Annotated in this window: 17 protein-coding genes; 11 read left to right on the plus strand and 6 right to left on the minus strand. The window is 61.2% G+C overall.

Translation table 11 applies throughout. From position 1 onward, the window contains the following. Window positions 1–156 precede the first annotated feature (156 nt). The 6 genes from ACOX7T_RS10425 (at window position 157) to ACOX7T_RS10450 (ending at window position 5,317) form a co-directional block, all read left to right on the plus strand. Entirely contained in the window at window positions 157–1,515 is a 1,359-nt protein-coding gene (locus ACOX7T_RS10425) for an APC family permease (RefSeq protein WP_433442487.1), read from the plus strand. A gap of 40 nt (window positions 1,516–1,555) precedes the next feature. After that, complete coding sequence (locus tag ACOX7T_RS10430; protein WP_433442489.1) at window positions 1,556–2,749, plus strand: mandelate racemase/muconate lactonizing enzyme family protein; 1,194 nt, start codon at window positions 1,556–1,558, stop codon at window positions 2,747–2,749. Window positions 2,750–2,915: 166 nt separating this feature from the next. Further along, window positions 2,916–3,659 (plus strand): FadR/GntR family transcriptional regulator, encoded by a 744-nt coding sequence (locus ACOX7T_RS10435; protein ID WP_433442491.1) that lies wholly within the window; start codon window positions 2,916–2,918, stop codon window positions 3,657–3,659. Window positions 3,660–3,829: 170 nt separating this feature from the next. Then, window positions 3,830–4,258, plus strand: coding sequence for a MarR family winged helix-turn-helix transcriptional regulator (locus ACOX7T_RS10440; RefSeq protein ID WP_433442493.1), 429 nt, complete (start codon window positions 3,830–3,832; stop codon window positions 4,256–4,258). After that, a complete protein-coding gene (locus ACOX7T_RS10445; RefSeq protein WP_433442495.1) occupies window positions 4,245–4,622 on the plus strand; it encodes a hypothetical protein in 378 nt (125 codons plus the stop codon). Before ACOX7T_RS10440 ends, ACOX7T_RS10445 begins: the two co-directional genes overlap by 14 nt. A 17-nt stretch (window positions 4,623–4,639) precedes the next feature. Next, the gene (locus tag ACOX7T_RS10450) at window positions 4,640–5,317 is read left to right on the plus strand and encodes an FUSC family protein (RefSeq protein ID WP_433442497.1); all 678 of its coding nucleotides are present in this window, start codon (window positions 4,640–4,642) and stop codon (window positions 5,315–5,317) included. Window positions 5,318–5,467: 150 nt separating this feature from the next. On the opposite strand, the gene ACOX7T_RS10455 is transcribed toward ACOX7T_RS10450, so the two are convergent. From ACOX7T_RS10455 to ACOX7T_RS10470, 4 genes are all read right to left on the minus strand, one after another. After that, window positions 5,468–5,749, minus strand: coding sequence for a DUF1292 domain-containing protein (locus tag ACOX7T_RS10455; protein ID WP_433442499.1), 282 nt, complete (start codon window positions 5,747–5,749; stop codon window positions 5,468–5,470). A gap of 112 nt (window positions 5,750–5,861) precedes the next feature. Further along, on the minus strand, window positions 5,862–8,495 hold the full coding sequence (gene ppdK / locus ACOX7T_RS10460) for a pyruvate, phosphate dikinase (RefSeq protein WP_433442501.1): 2,634 nt from the start codon (window positions 8,493–8,495) through the stop codon (window positions 5,862–5,864). Window positions 8,496–8,890: 395 nt separating this feature from the next. Continuing rightward, window positions 8,891–9,406, minus strand: a complete 516-nt coding sequence (locus ACOX7T_RS10465; RefSeq protein WP_433442503.1) for a cob(I)yrinic acid a,c-diamide adenosyltransferase — start codon at window positions 9,404–9,406, stop codon at window positions 8,891–8,893. Further along, window positions 9,403–10,152 carry a nitroreductase family protein gene (locus ACOX7T_RS10470; protein WP_433442505.1) on the minus strand — a complete coding sequence of 250 codons (750 nt, stop codon included), beginning with the start codon at window positions 10,150–10,152 and terminating at the stop codon, window positions 9,403–9,405. Before ACOX7T_RS10470 ends, ACOX7T_RS10465 begins: the two co-directional genes overlap by 4 nt. A 192-nt stretch (window positions 10,153–10,344) precedes the next feature. Here ACOX7T_RS10470 and ACOX7T_RS10475 point away from each other — a divergent pair, with 192 nt between their 5' ends. Next, window positions 10,345–11,478 (plus strand): 1-propanol dehydrogenase PduQ, encoded by a 1,134-nt coding sequence (locus ACOX7T_RS10475; protein WP_433442507.1) that lies wholly within the window; start codon window positions 10,345–10,347, stop codon window positions 11,476–11,478. A 308-nt stretch (window positions 11,479–11,786) separates the two neighbouring features. Then, a complete protein-coding gene (locus ACOX7T_RS10480; protein WP_433442509.1) occupies window positions 11,787–12,830 on the plus strand; it encodes a DUF975 family protein in 1,044 nt (347 codons plus the stop codon). Window positions 12,831–12,895: 65 nt separating this feature from the next. On the opposite strand, the gene tsaA is transcribed toward ACOX7T_RS10480, so the two are convergent. Both tsaA and ACOX7T_RS10490 read right to left on the minus strand, forming a co-directional pair. Next, window positions 12,896–13,360, minus strand: coding sequence for a tRNA (N6-threonylcarbamoyladenosine(37)-N6)-methyltransferase TrmO (gene tsaA / locus ACOX7T_RS10485; RefSeq protein WP_433442511.1), 465 nt, complete (start codon window positions 13,358–13,360; stop codon window positions 12,896–12,898). Between the two features lie 9 nt (window positions 13,361–13,369). Continuing rightward, window positions 13,370–14,137: a 4Fe-4S binding protein gene (locus ACOX7T_RS10490; protein ID WP_433442513.1), complete on the minus strand. Its 768-nt coding sequence runs from the start codon at window positions 14,135–14,137 to the stop codon at window positions 13,370–13,372. Between the two features lie 259 nt (window positions 14,138–14,396). Between ACOX7T_RS10490 and ACOX7T_RS10495 the strand changes: the two genes are divergently transcribed. Genes ACOX7T_RS10495 through ACOX7T_RS10505 form a run of 3 tightly spaced genes read left to right on the plus strand, consistent with a single transcriptional unit; the run spans window position 14,397 to window position 20,903 of the window. Then, window positions 14,397–15,839, plus strand: a complete 1,443-nt coding sequence (locus ACOX7T_RS10495; RefSeq protein WP_433442515.1) for a helix-turn-helix domain-containing protein — start codon at window positions 14,397–14,399, stop codon at window positions 15,837–15,839. Between the two features lie 11 nt (window positions 15,840–15,850). Beyond that, entirely contained in the window at window positions 15,851–16,588 is a 738-nt protein-coding gene (locus ACOX7T_RS10500) for a hypothetical protein (protein WP_433442517.1), read from the plus strand. 28 nt (window positions 16,589–16,616) lie between these two features. Next, a complete protein-coding gene (locus tag ACOX7T_RS10505; protein ID WP_433442519.1) occupies window positions 16,617–20,903 on the plus strand; it encodes an S-layer homology domain-containing protein in 4,287 nt (1,428 codons plus the stop codon). Window positions 20,904–20,933 lie beyond the last annotated feature (30 nt).

The raw sequence follows: 20,933 nt of genomic DNA on the forward strand, positions 1-20,933 counted from the left end.
TTTTTGTCTATTACTCCAAAATAGAAAAAAGCATCTTGCATTTTCCTATTCAGAATGCTATATTCACGTTGCATAGCAACCTGGCTATCAGGTATCCAAGAAGCTGGGCTATCAGTGCACGGGTGGCCTGCTCATAAATGATGGGAGGTAACAAAAGTGGCGCAAGAAAATATTGTGAAGCAAACTCTGAAAACCCGCGGCACCCTCGGTAAAAGCGAGCTTCTTGCCCTTGGTGTGGGGCAGGTTATCGGCGCGGGCGTCATCACCCTGGTGGGACAGGCGGTGGGCCTGACGGGTCGCTCCGCCTGGCTGGCCTACGCGATCGCTGTGGTCATTGGCTTCATCATGGTAATTCCCTATGTATTCCTGTCCAGTGCCATCATCGTCAAGGGCGGCTCCTACTCGGTCATCAAGGCCATGAGCGGTGAGCGGCTGGCGGGCATGTACGTGGTATCCTACATCACCCAATGCCTCAGTCTCTCCCTGATGGGCACCTCTCTGGGCATCTACCTCCAGTCCCTCTGGCCGGTGCTGGAGCCCCGGGTGGTTGCGGTGGTCTTCCTGCTCCTCTTCTACGGCATCAACCTGCTGGGCATCAGCAGTATGGCCAAGGTCCAGCGGGCCATGTCCGCCATCCTGGTGCTCTGTCTGCTGATGTTTATTGTGGCCGGCCTCTTCAAGCTGGACTCCGCCGCGGTCAACTTTGCCCACAGTGAGTTCTTTACCGGCGGTACCGAGGGCTTTGTCAACGCCATTTTCCTGTATGTCTACTCGGTCACCGGCTACTGGATGAACATCAACTACGCCTCTGACGCCAAAAACCCCAAGAAGGATGTGCCCTGGTCCATCATCATGGTGGTGCCCATCATCATGATCATCTATGTGGGCGTGGCCCTGGTAGGCGGCGGCGTGCTGCCCCTGGAGCAGGTTATCAACCAGCCCCTCACCAATGTGGCAAACATCATTCTCCCCAAGGCCCTGTTTGTGGTATTCATGCTGGGCGGTCCCATTATGGCCCTGCTGACCACCATCAACAGCTGCTACGCCGGTTTTGCCGCTCCCCACATCCAGGCCGCCAAGGACGGCTGGTACCCCGACTTTGTGGCAAAGACCAACAAGCACGGCGCCCCCTATGTGGTGCTGACCGTGATCATGCTGGTCAGCCTGCTGCCTGTGCTGCTGAACTTTGATATCAACACCATCACCAAGAACTGCACGCTGGTTCAGACCGTCACCATGGCCATGAGCGCATTTGTGGTCTGGAATCTGCCCAAGCGCTTCCCCGAGCAGTGGGCCAAGGCCCCCTACCATGTGCCCAACGGCGTGTTCTACGCCATTATGGTCCTGAGCATCCTCACCTATATTGCCGTGTTCCTGGCCTCTGCCGCCACGCTCAATGCCACCATTGTAATTGTCAGTGTTTCCGTCCTGGTCATCTGCTCGGTATATGCCAACATCCGCTATAAGATGGGAAAGACCAAGGTCACCGTCAGCTACTGGGTGGACGTGGAATAACCCGCTGTCTCTCTAATTAAATTGAAAAGGAGTCTTTGCAATGAAAATCACCAGTGTGGAAGTATTCAAGGGCTACGCCATCGTGGTCAAAATCAATACCGATGAGGGCATCAGCGGCTTTGGTGAGTCCGGCCTGGCCTACGGCAACAGCGCTGAGGCCGCCTTCGGTCAGTGCCAGGACTACGCCAAGCTGATTCTGGGCATGGACCCCATGAACACCGAGGAGATCTGGGACCACCTCCACCGCCATACCTTCTGGGGCATGGGCGGCGGCGCCGTTGAGGTGGGCGCCATGTCCGCCATCGACATCGCCTGCTGGGACATCAAGGGCAAAAAGTTCGGCGTGCCCGTCTACCAGCTGCTGGGCGGAAAGACCAACGACAACCTGCGCACCTACGCCTCCCAGATCCAGTTCGGCTGGGGCGTGGACAACGCGGGCGAGATCGCCGGCTCGGTAAACCTGCCCGGCATCATGCGCACCCCCGAGGACTACTACAACGCCACCAAGAAGTGCATGGAGGCCGGCTTTGACGCCGTCAAGGTGGACCCTGTCTTCAACCCCATGGAGGGCCTGTCCATGGCCACCCAGGGCTGCCACCACAGAGGCGCCTTCCGCCACGCCGATCTGCGTCTGGCCACCGAGCGCGTGGCCGCCATCCGTGAGGCGGGCGGCGAGGACCTGGACATCATCATCGAGCTCCACTCCCTGCTGGACGCCAATACCTCTGTGGAGCTGGGCCAGAGCATCCAGAAATACCGCATCATGTACATGGAGGAGCCCACCCAGCCCCTGAATCCGGCGCTGTTCAAGACCATCCAGTCCAAGATTGACATTCCTCTGGCCACCGGTGAGCGCAGCTACACCCGCTGGGGCTTCCGTCAGTTCTTTGAGGACCGCTCTCTCTCCATCGTACAGCCCGACATGTGCAACACCGGCGGCTTTACCGAGTGCAAAAAGATCTGCGACGCCGCCCACACCTACGACATCGGCGTCCAGCTCCATGTCTGCGGCGGCCCCATCGCCACCGCTGCCGCTCTCCAGCTGGAGGCGGTTATCCCCAACTTTGTCATCCACGAGCACCACGTGGGCGCCATTCAGCCCATCTGCACCAACACCTGCCTGTATGACTACGAGCCTGTCAACGGCCGCTTCAAGGTTCCCGAGCTGCCCGGCATCGGCCAGGAGCTGACCAAGGAGGAGATGGAGAAGTGCCGTAAGGTAGTCATCCAGTAATATCCCTTCTGCCGGAGATTGTGCTCCCTCCTGCCCCAGAGGCGCATCGGTCAACCCCGTCTGCGTCTCTGGGGTTTTTTACTGGAAAAGCGCCGCTGTCTATTGTATAATAAGCAGACAGAGCACATTTTCCCCAATCTGTATATATGAGGCAGGGAGTACAGCAATGGCAAAAAAAGTAGTGAAGCGTAACCTGGTGGACCAGGTCTGCGAGTTTATTCGGGACTCCATTATAAATGGCGACTACCGGCCCGGGGACAAGCTCCCCTCGGAAAACGATCTGGCCGAGGAATACGGTACCAGCCGTCTGACCGTCCGGCTGGCCATTCAGAAGCTCAATGCCATGGAGCTTCTGGAGACCAGAGTGGGCGAGGGCTCCTATGTCAAGGATTTCAATTTTCAGCAGTACATCGACAATATTTCCAGCCTTATCTTCTCCCCTTCCATGATGGGGGATATCAAGGACTTCCGGCTCCATGTGGAGACCGGGTTCACCGTTCTGGCCGCCCATAACCGCACGGAGGAGGAGCTGGCTGAGCTGGCCGGCCTCTGCGAGGCATATGAGTCCCTCTACAATCAGGATGAGAGCGGTGATTCTGAGGCGCTTTGGACCGCCCTAGCTGAGAAGGACTTTGAAATCCATATGAAGATCTGCGAAATGTCCCACAATAAACTTTTCCAGCTCACCTATATGACCATGAGGAATCTGATGGTGGACTATATGCGGGAGATTATCCGCACCCGGAAGGCCCGCTATGAGCAGAACCAGGAGCAGGGCAAGTTTGTGGCCTCTCTCTCCACCCACCGCAAGCTGTACGAGGCCCTCCGCCTGCAGGATGAGGCCGCCTGCCGCAGTGTGCTGGAGAGCATGGTGAACTACGAAATCCTCATGCCGGACAGCTATCTTTAATTACGAGCACAAAAGACGCGCACCGCGGACAGGCGGTGCGCGTCTTTTGTCTTCCGGTTCTCTTTTTCCCATGTGACGCTGTTTTATTACCCTATTGACAAAAAGATTTTGCGGCATATGATTAACAAAGTTAATTATATAGAGAGGAGAACCATATGGAGTGGACAGACATGGTTCACTATCAGCAGCAAATGCAAAAAATCATGCGTTCTCTGCTGCCTGAGCGCAAATCTGCGCTGACTGTCAGTGAATGTGAACTTCTGGCACATCTGTACCTGCGGCCTGAGCAGAACACCCCTGTTCTGCTCAGTCAGGGAACCGGAATGAAAAAGGAAGCGGTGAGCCGCTGCCTGAAAACCCTCTACGAAAAAAACTGCATATCCAAACAGCGGAATGCAGCCGATGAGCGGAGCTACCAGCTATCCATCACCGAGGCCGGCCGTGCAGAGTTGAAAAAGGGATACGAGAGCATTTTGCAGCCTTTTTATGACCTGTGGCGGAGTTCCGGCAAGGATTTTGAGATGTTTATGTACTATGCGGATAAGCTTGCCGCACATATTGAGAAAGGGCATGAAAACAACGAAAATGAAATTTTATGACGCGCTGCAGCTGGACCCTGCCATCCTCAAGCGTAAAATTGCCGCCTGCGGCACAAGGCAGGAAAAGCTGTATTACTGGACGGCCATTGCCGCACGTTCTGCATTGATTGTGGCCTTTGCCATCGTATTCATAAGCCTGCTGTCCAGTGTGTTCGGCTCTGACAACACCCCGCTGGCCGTGGCGCTGTTCTGCATCATGCTGGGTATCCGTTTTGTCAATTTTGAGTACTGCATTGGGGACTCACTCTTCACTCTGGCGGCTGCGCTGGCTATTCTGGTACTGTCGCCCAGTGCGGCGGCAGTGGTTCCGCCGGTTTTCCTGATTCCGCTCCACTTTGTCAGCTTTTTGCCCTTCTCTATATGACCACCCAGCGGCCTGAGATGGGAAACGGCGGCCTGTACAGCTTTGCATACATCTATCTTACGGGCAATCCCGTCACCGGTGAGGCCCTGATTCGCCGCGGCCTCCTGGCGCTGGTTGGCTATCTGCTCTGCGGTGCAATCCTGTTTGCCAAGCACCGGCATCAGCACCGTGAGGTCCGGTTTCATCATGTGGTGCGGAGGTTTGATCTGTCTCAACCAGTCTGCCTGTGGCAGCTGCGCATGGCGCTGGGTGTCAGCCTGGTCCTGACGGCCGGGCAGGTCTTTGGCGTGGAGCGGTTTATGTGGATGGGCTTTGCCTGTGCGTCCCTGCTGTCGGAATACCCCTATTCCGGCAATACCTTCCCCCGTTTCCGGCAGAGAATCGCCGGAGCTGTGGCGGGTTCCTGTATCTTTTTTGTCCTGTATCTGATTGTACCGGAAGCCCTGCGTCCGCTGCTGGGGCCACTGGGCGGATTGTGCCTGGGCTTCTGCACGGATTACCGGTACAAGACGGCAATGAACTGCCTGGGCGCCCTGATGCTGGGCGCCGGGATATACGGAATCCAGGGCGCTGTGGTCCTGCGTATCGCGGACACCCTTCTGGGTGTGACATTCGGTCTGGCCTTCGCGGCGCTCTTTCACCATCTGGTGGCCATCCGTTTTCTGCCCGCGCCCAAAGCAGAGCAGCCGCTCTGACGCAATCGCTCGGATTCTGTCCTTCTATCCGGCAGCAAGCACAAACGCAAATACAAAAGACGCGCACCGCCTGACAGCGGTGCGCGTCTTTTTGCTGTGGCAGACAGTCCCGGCTGTATGCCGAGAGTCTCCCGTGCTCACATGGACAGCTTATTCCTCGTCGGCAAACTCAAACTCGTCCTTGTACTTCTCCTTGAAGATGCCGAACACAGCCTGCAGCGTCTCTTCATCCTCAACGCCCAGGTAGTTCTCCTCCTCGCTGTCCGGATCCGTGTGGTCCACCTGGAGGATGACCACTTCCCCGTCTCCGCTCTCCGGCAGCAGAACGACATACTCCTCCGCGTCATATTCAATCAGGTCCAGGAACTCAAACCGAACCGCGTTTCCGTTCTCGTCGTTGAGTACGATGATGTTGCTGAGATTCTCGTCCATGCTCTCTTTCCTCCTCTCGCGTCAGAACTTGGCCAGTTGCAAAACAGGCGCACCGTTTTTGAGCGGTGCGCCTGTTCATTTGGATAGGGTTTTCGCCGTTGCTCCGGTTGATTTACCGGGGGTTCTTGATGGCGGCCTGGGCGGCGGCCAGACGGGCGATGGGCACGCGGTAGGGGGAGCAGGAGACATAGTTCAGGCCCACCTTGTGGCAGAACTCCACGCTGGTGGGATCGCCGCCGTGCTCGCCGCAGATGCCCAGGTGGATGGAGGGCCGGGTCTTGCGGCCCAGCTCGGCAGCCATCTTCACCAGCTTGCCGACGCCCTTCTGATCCAGGTGAGCGAAGGGATCGGACTCGTAGATCTTCTTCTCATAGTAGTAGCTCAGGAACTTGCCGGAGTCGTCGCGGGAGAAGCCGAAGGTCATCTGAGTCAGGTCGTTGGTGCCGAAGGAGAAGAACTCGGCCTCGGTGGCGATCTCGTCGGCGGTGAGGGCGGCGCGGGGGATCTCGATCATGGTGCCGACCTCATACTTCATGTCGATGCCGGAAGCCTTGATGATGGCGTCGGCGGTGGCAACCACCACGTCCTTGACGTACTTGAGCTCCTTGACCTCGCCCACCAGGGGGATCATGATCTCAGGCACCATGGTCCAGTCGGGGTGCTTCTTCTGGACGTTGATGGCAGCGTTGATGACAGCGGTGGTCTGCATCTCGGCGATCTCGGGGTAGGAGACGGCCAGACGGCAGCCGCGGTGACCCATCATGGGGTTGAACTCGTGGAGGGAGGCGATGACGTCCTTCAGGTGCTCAACGGTGATGCCCAGGTCGCCGGCGATCTCCTTGATGTCCTCCTCCTTGGTGGGCAGGAACTCGTGCAGCGGGGGATCCAGGAAGCGGATGACAACCGGGTTGCCCTCCATGGCCTCGTACAGGCCCTCGAAGTCGCCCTGCTGATAGGGCATGATCTTGGCCAGGGCCTTCTTGCGGTCCTCGGTATTGTCGGCCACGATCATCTCGCGCATGGCCTTGATACGGGTCTCCTCGAAGAACATGTGCTCGGTGCGGCACAGGCCGATGCCCTGGGCGCCGAAGGCACGGGCCTGCTTGGCGTCTCTGGGAGTGTCGGCGTTGGTGTACACCTTCAGCTGGCGGTACTTGTCAGCCCAGCCCATCAGGCGGCCGAAGTAGCCGGAGCCGGGATCGGCGGGCACGGTGGCAATGGCCTCGCCGTAGATGTTGCCGGTGGAGCCGTCCAGGGAGATGTAGTCGCCCTCGTGATACTCCTTGCCGGCCAGAGTGAACTTCTTGTTCTCATAGTCCACCACGATGTCGCCGCAGCCGGACACGCAGCAGGTGCCCATGCCGCGGGCCACCACGGCGGCGTGAGAGGTCATGCCGCCGCGGACGGTCAGGATGCCCTGAGCGACCTGCATGCCCTCGATATCCTCGGGAGAGGTCTCCAGACGGACCAGGACCACCTTCTCACCGCGGGCGTGCCACTCCTTGGCCTCCTCAGCGGTGAAGACAACGCGGCCGCAGGCGGCGCCGGGAGAGGCGGCCAGGCCCTTGCCCACAGCCTGGGCCTTCTTCAGGGCCTCGGCGTCAAAGGTGGGGTGCAGCAGGGCGTCCAGCTGCTTGGGCTCCACGCGGCAGACGGCTTCCTTCTCGTCGATCATGCCCTCGTCCACCAGGTCCACGGCCACCTTCAGGGCGGCGGCGGCGGTGCGCTTGCCGTTACGGGTCTGGAGCATGTACAGCTTACCGTTCTCAATGGTAAACTCCATGTCCTGCATGTCCTTGTAGTGCTGCTCCAGGCGGTTGGCGATGTCGGCGAACTGGTCGTACACCTCGGGCATCTCCTCGTGGAGCTTGCTGATGGGAGAGGGGGTGCGCACGCCGGCGACCACGTCCTCGCCCTGGGCGTTGATGAGGTACTCGCCGAACAGAGCCTTCTCACCGGTGGCGGGGTTGCGGGTAAAGGCCACGCCGGTACCGGAGTTGTTGCCGGAGTTGCCGAAGACCATGGACTGGACGTTGACGGCAGTACCCCAGTCGTAGGGGATCTCGTTCATGCGGCGGTACACATTGGCGCGGGGGTTGTCCCAGGAGCGGAACACGGCCTTGACGGCCTCCATCAGCTGGACCTTGGGATCCTGGGGGAAGTCCTCGCCCTTCTCCTTCTTGTAGAACTCCTTGAACAGGACGACCAGGTTCTTCATGTCGTCGGTGTCCAGCTCCACGTCCTGCTTGACGCCCTTCTTGGCCTTGACGTCGTCGATGATCTCCTCAAAGCGCTTCTTGGACAGCTCCATAACCACGTCGGAGAACATCTGGATGAACCGGCGGTAGGAGTCGTAGGCGAAGCGGGGGTTGTTGGTGAACTTGGCCAGGCCCTCCACCACAACGTCGTTCAGGCCCAGGTTCAGGATGGTGTCCATCATGCCGGGCATGGAGGCGCGGGCGCCGGAGCGGACGGAGACCAGCAGGGGGTTCTCGGGATCGGCAAACTTCTTGCCGCAGATCTCCTCCATCTTGCCCAGGTACTCATAGATCTGAGCCTGGATCTCCTCGTTGATCTGGCGGCCGTCATTATAATACTGAGTGCAGGCCTCGGTGGTAACGGTGAAGCCCTGGGGCACAGGCATGCCCAGATTGGTCATTTCGGCCAGGTTGGCGCCCTTGCCGCCCAGCAGCTCACGCATAGAGCCATTGCCCTCGGAAAAGAGATAGACGTACTTATGTGCCATGTATACTTCCTCCTTAGCGGGATGGGGATGCAAGCGTGGTGTCTGTCCTTCCGGAGGGGACGACAGGTTCTCCCCGAAAGACGCGCAGGCTGCCGCTGCCTGATTTCCCCTTAATGGAAATCATTATATCATTTTGTCAAAACTTTTCAAGGTTTCATTGTATAAATTATGCAATATTTTATCTGACTGAAAATTTACCTGGTTTTTTGACTTTAAAGAATACACTTTTTGGTCATTTCTTTCGTTTTCCTGTTTTTGTTATTGTATGAAATGTTATTTTTATTTCTTTTTTAGCCAATTCATTTGTGCGGTTTTATATTCCAAATTATCCATTTTTCCATCTATGAAAGACAAAAAGCGCGCCGGGCTTCCGCCCGGCGCGCACACTCTGTCTTTTACCACTCGATGCCCTTCCGGGCGGCCACGCCCTTGTCAAAGGGGTGGCGGATTTTTTTCATCTCGGTGATGTAGTCGGCCCGTTCCACCAGGGCGGGGTCCGGGTCCCGGCCGGTGATGACCACCTCCAGGTCCTCCGGTGCGCCGTCCAGGAAGGAGAGCACATCCGCCAGAGGCAGCAGCCCGGTGGACACCGCGGCGCAGCACTCGTCCAGCACCACCAGACCGCAGTCCCCCGCCTTCGCCAGCTGGGACACCCGCTCCAGGGTACTCTTCAGCTGCACGGCGCAGGCCGCCTTCTCCTCCTCATTCATCTGGAAGGTGAACTTCACCTGCTCCGGGGCAGGCAGCAGCGTCACGCCGGGCACCCGGGCGATGGCGTCCCGCTCGCCGCTGTCCCCGCTCTTGAGGAACTGGGCGATGACCACCTTTCTCCCCCGGCCCGCCGCACGCAGGGCCAGGCCAAAGGCACAGGTGGTCTTTCCCTTTCCGTCTCCGCAGTAGATATGAATCATGGATTTTCCTCCTTTTCGCCTAAATCCGCCAGGTACCGCTCCGCAGAGCGGGTCATTTCCCTGGAAAAATCACTGTTGTACTTCCGGGCGCAGAAGGCCTGCACCCACGCCTCAAAGCCCTTGTCCCCCGCCCGGCGCTCCAGCATGGCCCGCAGCTCACCGCCGTCCATATGGCGGTACCGGTTCTCGTGGACAATGTGCTCCATGGCGCACCGCTCCGGCTTGGGCCGTGCCTTCTGCTGCTCTGTGGGCCAGCCCAGCACCAGCATCACCGCGGGCAGCACCCACTCGGGCAGGGAGAGCAGGCGGCGGTGGTCCTCATACCGCTCCAGAATGTCCCCGATATAGCAGGACCCCAGGCCCAGGCTCTCAGCCGCCACCACCGCGTTCTGGGCGGCAATGGCCGCGTCGGTAATGGCCAGGAGCATGTCGCCCGCACCGGGCCGGCGGGGCGTGCACCCCGCCTCCACATAGGCGTCGTACCACTTGCGGCAGTCGGCGCAGAACACCAGCACCACCGGCGCCCTGGCAATAAAGGGCTGGTTGTCGCAGGTGACGGCCAGGGCGTCCTTCAGCGCCTGGTCGGTGACGTCCAGTATGGTGTACAGCTGCTGGCAGCCCGCCGACGGCGCCTGGCAGGCCGCCTCCAGCACCGCCCGCTTCAGCGCCTCGGGCACCGGCTCGTCCGTATAGGCCCGCACCGACTTGCGTCTGTACAGGCTTTCCATGATCTCATTGCGCTCCATGGGCACACCTCCATCCGCCCCGGCCGCCGGGGCGCCTCTGTGTTTCTTTCCCCACTATACCAGACCCGTCCCTCCGGCGCAATCCCCCCTTTACAGCACCACAGGACGAAATACCGTACAATATTCCCTTGTGCTTCTCTCCGTCTTTTGTTAAAATATCCATAATGTCAAATACTTCAGGAGGGGCCGGCTATGCGGGAATTCAGTTTCAGCACCAGAATCTTTTTCGGCGAGGGCGCTCTGGAGCGCCTGGCGCAGGTAAAGAACAAGCGGGTCATGATGGTCACCGACCGGTATATGGCCCAGTCGGGCACAGCGGAGCGGGTGGCTTCTCACCTGACCGACTGTCAGCTCACCATTTTCAGCGACGTCACCCCGGACCCCTCTATTCATGTGGTCTCCCAGGGTGTGAAGGTCCTGCTGGACTGCAAGGCCGAGGTGATGATCGCCCTGGGCGGCGGCTCTCCCATCGACGCGGCCAAGGCCATCCGGGCAGTGGCCGGAAAGATGGAGAACGGCGTCCAGGTTGAGGAGTGCTTCGCCATCCCCACCACCAGCGGCACCGGCTCCGAGGTCACCGAGGCCGCCGTCATCACGGATACGGATCAGGGCGTCAAGTACCCCCTGGTCAGCCGGGAGCTGCGTCCCCCCATCGCCATTCTGGACCCGGAGCTGGTGCTCTCCGCGCCTCCTTCGGTCACCGCGGACACGGGTATGGACGTGCTCACCCACGCGCTGGAGGCCCACGTGGCCAACGCCGCCAGCGACTTTACCGACGCCCTGGCTGAGAAGTCCATCGCCCTCACCTTCCGCTTCCTGCCCATCGCCGCCCTGGACGGCTCCGACCTCCACGCCCGTGAGCGGATGCACAATGCCTCCTGTATGGCCGGTCTGGCCTTCAACTCGGCGGGCCTGGGCGTGTGCCACTCCATTGCCCACGCAGTGGGCGGCCAGCTCCATGTGTCCCACGGCAGGCTCAACGCCATGCTGCTGCCCCATGTGCTGGCCTTCAACGCCGACCTGCAGAACCCCGCCGGCTTTACCCTGGCGGCCAGAAAATATCAGCACATCGCCAAGCTCCTCTACCTCCCCGCCCCCACGGTGCGGCTGGGCGTGACCAACCTGATCACCGAGGTGGAGCGGCTGATGCAGACCATCAACGTGCCCGCCACCCTGCGGGAATGCGGCGCGGATATGGACAAGTTCAAGGCCGTCCGGGGCGACATCGTCCGGGCCGCCCTCAACGACCGCTTTGTGAAGGACAACCCCCGTCCCGTCCGGGAGCGGGATGTGGAGATGCTCCTGTCCAAACTGGCGGGCGAATAAAATCCGTACTTTTCCACCGGCGGGCAGCCCAGCTGCCCGCCGGTTCAGCCTGTCGAAAAAGTTTTTTCGACAGGCTGCTGCACTTTTTCAAACTTTTTAAAAGTTTGAAAAAGTGGTTTAATTGCACGCGAAAGACAACCCTGACGGTTTTCTTTCACACTATCTTTCCCTCCGAAACCTTTGGCCGAAGAGTTTATCGACACCTGCACCGGCGGGCAGCCCAGCTGCCCGCCGGTTTTCTCTGTCCATTTGCATTTGGGCTGCGGGTATGGTATGATGCTCACATCCGGGAGAGGAGGAATCCGCTCATGTACAATTCAACCATGTTCGGCACGCCTGTGCCTGTCAACCGCCGGGAACTGAAGCGGGCAGCCCGCCAGGACCTGCGCACCGCCCGGCCCAGGGTATGGAAGGTGACGCTGGTCTATCTTCTGCTCACCACCGGCCTGCTTCTGCTGCTCAACCTGATCCTTGGAAATTCGGTGACCTATACCCGGGACCTGCTGGCCACCCTGCTCACCACCGATGACCCGCAGCTCCTGATGAACGCCCTGAGCGCTTCCAGCTCGCCGGTGGCGGTGCCCGTGTTTTTCCTTCAGATTCTCCTCCAGCTCTACACTGTGGTCCTCAGTTTCGGCTACTACGGCTACACCCTCCGGCGCAGCCGCGGGGAGGAGACCTCCTTCGGCGACCTGCTGGGCGGCTTCGGCATGACGGGCCGGGTCATTGTGATGAACCTGATTGTCCTGGCCTTCTCCCTGTGCTGGGCGGTGCTGGTGTTGGTGCCGGTGACCCTGGCCATGTCCTTCCTGATGACCCTGTTTGTAGTGGGCGTGTCGGCCGACGGCTCCGCTGTGCTGCTGTCCAACCAGATTATGCTGTTTTATGTGGTGCTCCTTGTGGTCTTTATCGCCGCCGCGCTGCTCATCCTGTTCCTCACCCTGCGGTACACCATGGCCCCCTTCTGCCTGGCGGATCAGCCTGATGCCGGCCCCCTGGAGGCGGTGCGCCGCAGCCGCAGACTGCTCTTTGCCCGCTATGGAGAACTCTTCAAGCTGATCCTGTCCTTCCTGGGCTGGAGCATCCTGTCCACTGCGCTCTCTCTGCTGGTGTCCGGCGTATGCATCGGCCTGGGTTGCGGCTTCTTCCTCACCTCGGGCAGCCTGAGTGCCCTCACCGCCGGTCTTTGGGCCGGGGAGGTGCTGTCCTTCCTGCTGCCTCTGCCCCTTACCATCTGGCTCAAGGGGTACTACACCGGTACTCTGGCCCGGTACTACTGCGCCGTCTCTGCCGGCGAGCCCCGGCCCGCCAACGAGTGGCAGATGCCCGGAGAGGGCACCCGTCCCTTCTGATTGCTGTCTGAAACAAACAAGCGGTCCGCCCCCTGCTGGGGGCGGACCGCTTTATTCTTTGGGGCTCACTCTCCCCGGACTCTGGCCTCCTCATAGGTGTGGGGCCAGTCGGCGTGCCAGTAGGGCTCCTCCGTCTCCATCACCCGGTCCAGGCCGGAGGAGTAGGGCTTGATGTCCAGCACAGGCGTGCCGTCCTCCGCGTCGCTCCAGTCCAGGGTAATCACACCCCGCTCTCTGTCCACAGCCAGGATGCGTCCGGTGGACAGGGCGATGGGGTTGGGGCGGCTTGGGGACCGGCTGGCAAAGACCCCCATGGGTCCCGGTGTGCCCCGGTGGGGCGGCCGGACCTGGAGTCTGCTCCGGTCCTCCTGATTGTCCCGGCGGTGGAACCACCAGAGGATGTGGACATGGCTGTACAGCTCCAGGCCCAGCAGGCCGGGGGCGTAGGTGGGCTCCAGCTCCACCCGGACGCCGTGCTCATCCTTGTGCAGCACGCCGATGGGCGTGATATGCAGCGTCTGTTGTTCCATGCCGTCTCCTTACGCCCGGTAGAAGGTCTCGGGCAGGCGGTAGGGGGCGCACTTGAGCTCAAAGGCCTTGCGGGCGGTCTGGTAGGCCACGCCGCGGAAGGCCCTGGCTCCGGTGGGACACACCCGGATGCAGGCCGCACAGGCCAGGCAGGTATCCTCTCTGGTCTTGGTGGGGTCCGCCGGGTCAATGGACTTGGTGGGGCAGATGGCGGCGCAGGCGCCGCAGTTGGTGCAGGTCTTGTCACCGGCGGGCCGGAAGGAGGCCGAACCCGGCTTCTTGTAGGGCCGGTTGCCCTTCACCAGGATCTCGCCGGGGTGGCTGTCGGAGAACAGGCCCCGCCGGGCCTGGCACTCCCGGCCAAAGGCGGCGATGGCCTCCAGGTCCTTTTCGTCGGGCCGGTCGGCGGCCACGGTGGGGAAGATGGAGTGCTTGGCGATAAAGGCCCCGGCACCCACCACACGGAAGCCCTGGGCCTCCAGCAGGTCGGTCAGCTCCAGCAGGGCGTCGTCATAGTCCCGGTTGCCATACACCGCAATGGCCGCCGCCGGGCCGCCGTGGCCCTTCAGGCAGGCCAGGGAGGACAGGCACAGGCCGGGAATCCGGCCCGCATACACCGGCATGCCCACCACCAGCATCTCCTCCGCGCCCACGGACACCTCCTCCGTCAGCGGCGCCTTCAGCAGGTCAATCTGCTCCCCGCCGGGCTCCATGGCGGCCGCCGCCGCCACCGTGACCTGTCTCGTGGTATCGTTGGGACTGAAATAGACAATTTTCAAGGTAAGCTCCCCTTCCCTTCTCCGTCCCGGACGGGGCGGTCTCATTACACGGCAGGCGGCAGAGGCCGCCTGGGTTTTCTGCGGCTATTATAGCATATTTGGTCCGGCTGTTCCAGCTGCAATGCCCCGGGAAGCACCCCGATTCGCTGTGCAAAAATCTGTGCGCCAAAACGTTTCTTTCTGTGCACACCCCTTGCAAAAAATTTATGCTATACTAAATTTACTTTATTTTACCAACTCATACCAGGAGGCGACGCCCTTGTTGCTGTTCAGTAAATACCTGCGGGACCTGCTGCAGGCCAAGAAAATGACCGTGTCCGCCCTGTCCCGGCTGTCGGGTGTGGAGCGCACTGCCCTCTCCAAGGCTCTGACGGGACAGCGGGTGCTGCCCTACGACGCCCTAGACGCCCTGATCTACCACCTGCGGCTGACCCCCGGCGAAGGCCAGCGGCTGCGGGCCTATTATGACGCCCAGTTTGAAAAGGAGGGCATCCGCAGAGCCCGGGGCCTGGTGGGCAAACTGTTTGCCGATCTGGCGGCGCTGGACTTTGTGACCCCCGCCTTTGAGGAGAGTCAGCTCCTGATGGACCTGCCCCAATACGCCGCCAGGCGCTCCATCTTCTCCGGCGTCACCAATGTGCAGCCCCTGCTCCGGATGGTTCTCGCCCAGGAGCTGACCGGGGATGACCCGCAAATCGCCCTTACCGTGCCGCCCACCGACACCTTCCTCAGCGGAGAGCTGCTGCGCCGCTATCTGGATGGACGCATGAGCGGAGAGGTCCGCCAGATCATCGCCTTTGACGCCTCCGGCACGGCGGAGGACATCAGCCTGCACAATCTGGAGTGCTTCTGCTGCATCCTTCCCATCTGCCTGCTCTCCCGGCGGACCTATCACCCTTACTACTATTACGACAACACGGTGGCCGCCCGCTATACCGATCCCTTCCCCTATTTTCTGGTGACACACAGCTGTGTGGTCTGCATTTCGGAGGACGGCGAGCAGGCCATGCTCCTCCAGGGCGAGGACCAGGTCAGCTGCTACCGGCGGCACTTCCAGTCCCTCCTCTCCCGCTGCTATAACCTGATTCAATACACCAGCGACCCAGTGGAGATCCTGGCCTCCTATGACGGCTGCACCGACAATGACGGGTTTTACATGGTGATGGACCAGCCCTGCTTCGGCCGCTTCTACGACGAGTCCCTCATTGCGACCCAGCTCCGCGCCGACCCGTCCTTCTATGAGCGTCTGGCCCAGGTGGCCCGCAAGCGTTTTGCCAAGCTGCGCACGGCGGAGCATTTCTACACGCTCTTCACCCGGTCGGGTCTGGAGCGCTTTGCCGCCAGCGGCGCGCTGGACGACTTCCCCACCGCCTTTGTCCTGCCCTTCTCCCCGGAGCAGCGCCGCTGGCTGATGACCGCGCTGGCGGAGCGCATCCGCTCCGGCGATATTACAGGCCGTATCTTTTTCCCGGGCGTGTTCCCCGATTACCTGAGCATGACCACCTCTCAGCGCTCGGGAATCGGCTTTTTCACCACGGAGCGGTTCCCGCTGCAGCGGGGCTTCTGCTCGGTGCAGCTGCGTGAGCCCAACCTGTGCAGGGCCTTCCACCAGTGGCTCCTCCATCTGCCGGACGGCGAAGAGGTCCTGAGTGGGGACGAGACTGCGGCGGTTCTGGAGGAACTGGCCCGTACATTGATTTAAGAGGTGCAGTTATGCTCAACTGGATCATAAAAAATTGGACTTTTTCCATCCCCATCGGCGTCTTTGTGGTCTATCTGGTCTGCTACGGGATAGAGCAGGCCGTCTATTCCTCTCTGGGCATCCCCGCCGCCAGGGCGCCCCACAAGAAGCGCTTTCCCGCCACCATTCTCTTTCTGGAGGGGCTGGCGGTGTTCTTCTTCCTGATGTGGTACAACTGCGGCATGATCTTTTGGGAGAAGGGCTGGCGGCCCGCTCTGCTGGTCCTCTTCTTCGTCTCGCTGGTGCTGCTGGCAGCGGTGTGGGGCCGGACCTTCCGGCGGCTGACCCGCCGCTCCCCCAAATGGGGCAAGGGTTATCCGTCTTCGGCGGCGCTGTGCTTCTGTCTCCGCCGGACGCTGGGCAGCTTTGTGCCCGGTTGGTTTGTAGGGCTGATTCCGGCCGGTATTTATCAGAGTGTGAGCCTGAACGGCGTGGAGGGCACCACCCGCAGTCTGGTGGCCCAGATACTCCCCGGCTTTCTGCCGGTGCTCTTCCTAGTGGTTGTCTGGATGATAGGTAACAACGATGAAAAGTCCATCCGGGCCGCCGCCAACGGCACCTACGACCCCCGGAAGGAGCCGGAGAAGCAGGAGCGGACCCTGTTTGATATCACCTATGAGGCCCAGATGGTGGACCTCATCCAGCAGGCCATCAAGCAGGAGGAAGAGGAAAACGAGCGCCGCTACCGGGAATATTGGGAGGGAAAGTAGAAAGATGAAGGAAAGAGGAGGGAGAAGATTGAACAGAAACAGGTGTATCAGCTGGCTTTTGACCCTGGCGCTGATGGCGGGGCTCTTTTCTCCGCTGAGCACACTGGCGCCGGAGGCGCAGGCGGCAGGCTCCCTCAAGCCCACCGCGCCGGTGCTGGACGACTTTCTGGTGCCCGTGTCCCAGGTCACCAAGGTCCCCGCCGGGTACACCGGCATATACACCGCCTCCGACCTGCTGGCTATTTCGGATGCCCCCAACGACAACTATATCCTGATGGCCGACATCGACCTGTCCGGCTATCAGTGGAAGCCCCTGTGCTCCACCTACCCCTTTACCGGCATTTTTGAGGGCAACGGTCACGTCATCACCGGCCTCAATGGCTGCGGAGGTCTGTTCGACTCGGTCAAAGACGGGACCGTCCGGAATGTGGGCGTGGAAAATGCCACCATCTATCCGGACATAACGGTGTACAATCTCTCGCCCATCGGCGGCATTGTGGGGGAGCTCCGCTCTTCTCTCGGCCTCCCAGTGGTCTCAAATTGCTATTTCTCCGGGAATATTCACGACCTTCAACCTCCAGCTTTCGTCAGTTTATCCTCCTGCACCATGGGCGGAATTGTAGGGCAGGGCCTTAATGGTAATCTGACAGTAGAATATTGCTGGATGAAGGGCGATATTGTCTCCGACTATCTCAGTTCCATCATAGGCGGGATTGTCGGCATTTCTGACACGCTCACCATTAACGGCTGCATCCATATGGGCAATATCCGGGCTGTAACCCAGAAGAAGGCCAGCATCGGCGGCATCTGCGGAAACGGCTATGGCGAGCTTATCGACTGCCAGAACTGGGGCTCCATCACATACCAGGGCCCGGAGGCCAACGTGGCCGGTATTATCAACTGCTCCGCCTCCCCGGGGCCCGATCTTACCCGCTGTATGAATGCCGCGGATATCTCTGTCACGGATACCACGAAAGGCTCCGACAACAGCCGGGCCAGCAAGGTGGGCGGCCTGCTCTCCAACAGCGAGGGCTTGTACGACTGCTTCAACTGCGGCGACATCTTCGCCGATGGCTGCTGCAAGGTGGGCGGCCTGGCCGGCGAGGGTCCCCGCCTGGCCCGGAATTGCTATAACACAGGCCGGATCACCGCCCTCAATATGGGGAGAGACTACGACGGAACCTCCAAGTTCGCCTCTCTGGGCGGCTGGCCCTGGGACCTGGAGAACTGCTTTGGCCTGGTGCGCCCGGGCGACACCGTGCCCCTGCTCCCCGAGAACTATGTAGAGGACTATCTGGTCAACGTCCGCGGCCTGAGTGAGAGCCAGATGGGCTCCTCCTCCAGCTTCAGCGGCTTTGACTTTGACAGCGTCTGGACCATGGGCAGCGGCAGCTACCCCTACCCCGTCCTTCAGAGCATGAACCTCCCCGACAGCGGTTCCGGCGGCGGCTCCACCACCCAGCCCTCCTCCGGCACCATCCCCACCCCCGTTCTGGACAAGGCGGAGTTTGCCAACAAGGCGGTGACCGTGACCTGGACCCTGCCCCTCACCGTCCCCGGCCAGACCCACACCGTGGACAGCTTCAACATCCTGCGCAAGTCGGGCAGCGGCAGCAGCTACCAGAAAATCGCCACCGTGTCCGGCAGCTCCGGCGGCTCCTACACCGACCGGGCGGTCATCATCGGGGCCACCTATACCTACACCGTCCAGGCCTGCTACCAGGGCAAGACCGGCAGCTATAACGCCGAGGGCCTGACCGTCAAGGCGGAGGACCCGCCCGGCGTCAGCGACGACCTGTCCTACGAGATTGTAAACGGCAAGGCCGTCATCACCGACTGCCGGGAGACGGCGGTGAATGTGGTCATCCCCGCCCAACTGGAGGGCTGCCCGGTGGTCATGATCGGCACCGGCGCCTTCCAGGACTGTAAAAAGCTGACCAGCGTCACCCTGCCCGACTGTCTGACCGTGGTGGGAGACCACGCCTTCAACGGCTGCTCCTCCCTCACCTCCATCGACCTGACCCACGTTATCAGCATCGGCCAGCAGGCCTTTGCCTGGTGCACCGAGCTGACGGACATCCGGTGCGGCCCCGACCTCCAGGCCATCGGCGAGTACGCCCTGAGGGGCTTCAACTCCAAGCTGGTGGTCACCGGCTACGTCCGCACCCCCGCAGAGCTCCAGTGCAGCATGGAGGGCGTCCGGTTCCGGTACATCCCCGCCAATGTGGACAATACTGTCCGGGGCACCTTTGAGTACTCCAACGCCAACGGGGACCCCGCCTCCTACTCCTTCTATTACAGCGACGACTTCTTCTCCTACGACAACAGCGCCTACCACAGCGACCTGGCCATCATGACCCTGAAGCTGGCCATGGCGGGCTACTCCCGGCAGAACCTGTACACCGAGGAGCTGCCCGAGCACGACCTGCGCCGGGCCCTCAACCTCCAGCGGCTCTTCTCCGACATCGGCTTCGGCAACGCGGAGTTCCACAACTACAACACCGCCCTCACCGACTACTCCTCCAAGGTGGCCTACGGCTTTGCCAGCAGGCAGATCGGCCAGGACGTGGTGGTGGCCGTGGTGCTGCGGGGCGGCGGCTACGGCGCCGAGTGGGCGGACAACTTCAACGTGGGCACCAGCGGCGACCACGCCGGCTTCTCCGCCGCCGCCAAGGCGGTCCAGGCCGAGCTGGAGGACTACATCGCCGGACTGAAGGACCTGTACCAGTTCTCCGGGGACGTGAAGCTGTGGATGACCGGGTACAGCCGCTCCGGCGCCACCTGCAATCTGCTGGCCCAGGCCATGTCCTCCAAAATCGACAGCGACAACCTCTACGCCTATGTGTTCGCCGCCCCCAACTGCACCACCTCCCCCAAGGCCTGCCGCGGACTGTTCTCCATCATCAGTGCCGCCGACGTGGTGCCCTGTGTGCCCCTGAGCAAGTGGGGCTTCGGCCGCCATGGCACCACCCTCACCTTCCCCTCCACCCTGCCTGCGTCCCGCAAGGACGAGTTTGAAAAGCTCTCCGGCATTGACCTGGATGACCATAAACCCGTCACCTATACGATTCAGCCCGCCGCGATCCAGCGGTTCATCTTCTCCCTGGGTATGGTGGTAGGCAGCCGCAGCGCCTACAACGACCGGTATTCCGACCTGATTCAGCAGAGCCTGCGGGCTTACTACGGTACAGAGGAGCCGTTGTACTCCGCAGAAGAGGCGATGGCCAACGGGCTGTCCATCTCCGTCCTGCTGCCGCTGCTGCCCGACAACCTCATCTCTTTGTACATGCTGGATGCCATTGGCCGGGCCCATGAGCCCGCCCACTACCTGGCCTGGCTGGAGGCGGGCACCCTCAACTCCATCCGCGACTTTGACGCCAGCGGCAAGATGGTCACCTTTGCCTCCTCTGCCAACGCCCAGATCAGGAGCAGCAGCGGCGACGTGGTTGCCACCATCCGGGGCGGCGTTATCTCCACCGTGAAAAAGGCCGACGGCCTCCAGCTGGAGTGCGCGGACGGCCAGACCACCGTGCTCCTCACCAGCGGCGACTGGACGGTGGAGGTCTACGGCTCGGGCACGGCGGACATCACCGTTCTGGAGCTGGACGCCAACAGCGCCCTGTGCCGGGAGGTGCTGTTCTCCGGCGTGGCCCTGAAGGACCTGACCATCGCCCTGGACGTGGACGCCGACGCTGACGGGCAGCAGTACGTTCTGGAGGACGGGGACACCATCATCAAGCCCACCAGCGACGTCACCAACGGCGAGGCGGCCTCCTCCGGCGCCTTCCGGGACGTGCCCGCCGGGGGCTGGTACTACGACGCGGTCCAGTGGGCGGTGGAAAACGGGGTCACCTCGGGCACAGGCCCGGACACCTTCTCCCCCGACCGGGCCTGCACCCGCTCCGAGGTGGTCACCCTGCTGTGGCGGGCTCTGGGTCTGGACGAGGTGTCCGCCTCCTCCGCCGAGAACCCCTTCCGGGATGTGCCGACGGGTGCCTTCTACCATGACGCGGTGCTGTGGGCGGCGGAGAACGGCATCACCACCGGCTCCACCCCCACCACCTTCTCCCCCAACGCAGTGTGCACCCGCTCGGAGGTGGTCACCTTCCTGTGGCGGGCCGACTTCCCCCTCAAGCAGCTCTCCGGATCCATGGCCTTTACCGACGTGGACCGGGGCGACTTCTTCTGGTACCCGGTGAAGTGGGCCGTTGAGGAGGATATCACCACCGGCACCAGCGCCACCACCTTCTCCCCCATGCTCACCTGCACCCGGGCCCAGGTGGTCACCTTCCTGTACCGCTTCTTCAGCAGATAAGCAGATACGCCCGGACATAAAACAGCGCCG

Origin of the sequence: Pseudoflavonifractor sp. (assembly GCF_050943825.1) — a bacterium.
In the GTDB taxonomy this organism is placed as follows: domain Bacteria; phylum Bacillota; class Clostridia; order Oscillospirales; family Oscillospiraceae; genus Pseudoflavonifractor.

Coding starts and splice junctions, on each gene's coding strand:
- ACOX7T_RS10430 (WP_433442489.1), top strand. CDS start 1,556: ATGAAAATCACCAGTGTGGAAGTATTCAAGGGCTACGCCATCGTGGTC.
- ACOX7T_RS10435 (WP_433442491.1), top strand. CDS start 2,916: ATGGCAAAAAAAGTAGTGAAGCGTAACCTGGTGGACCAGGTCTGCGAG.
- ACOX7T_RS10440 (WP_433442493.1), top strand. CDS start 3,830: ATGGTTCACTATCAGCAGCAAATGCAAAAAATCATGCGTTCTCTGCTG.
- ACOX7T_RS10445 (WP_433442495.1), top strand. CDS start 4,245: ATGAAATTTTATGACGCGCTGCAGCTGGACCCTGCCATCCTCAAGCGT.
- ACOX7T_RS10450 (WP_433442497.1), top strand. CDS start 4,640: ATGGGAAACGGCGGCCTGTACAGCTTTGCATACATCTATCTTACGGGC.
- ACOX7T_RS10455 (WP_433442499.1), bottom strand. CDS start 5,749: ATGGACGAGAATCTCAGCAACATCATCGTACTCAACGACGAGAACGGA.
- ppdK (WP_433442501.1), bottom strand. CDS start 8,495: ATGGCACATAAGTACGTCTATCTCTTTTCCGAGGGCAATGGCTCTATG.
- ACOX7T_RS10465 (WP_433442503.1), bottom strand. CDS start 9,406: ATGATTCATATCTACTGCGGAGACGGAAAGGGAAAGACCACCTGTGCC.
- ACOX7T_RS10470 (WP_433442505.1), bottom strand. CDS start 10,152: ATGGAGCGCAATGAGATCATGGAAAGCCTGTACAGACGCAAGTCGGTG.
- ACOX7T_RS10475 (WP_433442507.1), top strand. CDS start 10,345: ATGCGGGAATTCAGTTTCAGCACCAGAATCTTTTTCGGCGAGGGCGCT.
- ACOX7T_RS10480 (WP_433442509.1), top strand. CDS start 11,787: ATGTACAATTCAACCATGTTCGGCACGCCTGTGCCTGTCAACCGCCGG.
- tsaA (WP_433442511.1), bottom strand. CDS start 13,360: ATGGAACAACAGACGCTGCATATCACGCCCATCGGCGTGCTGCACAAG.
- ACOX7T_RS10500 (WP_433442517.1), top strand. CDS start 15,851: ATGCTCAACTGGATCATAAAAAATTGGACTTTTTCCATCCCCATCGGC.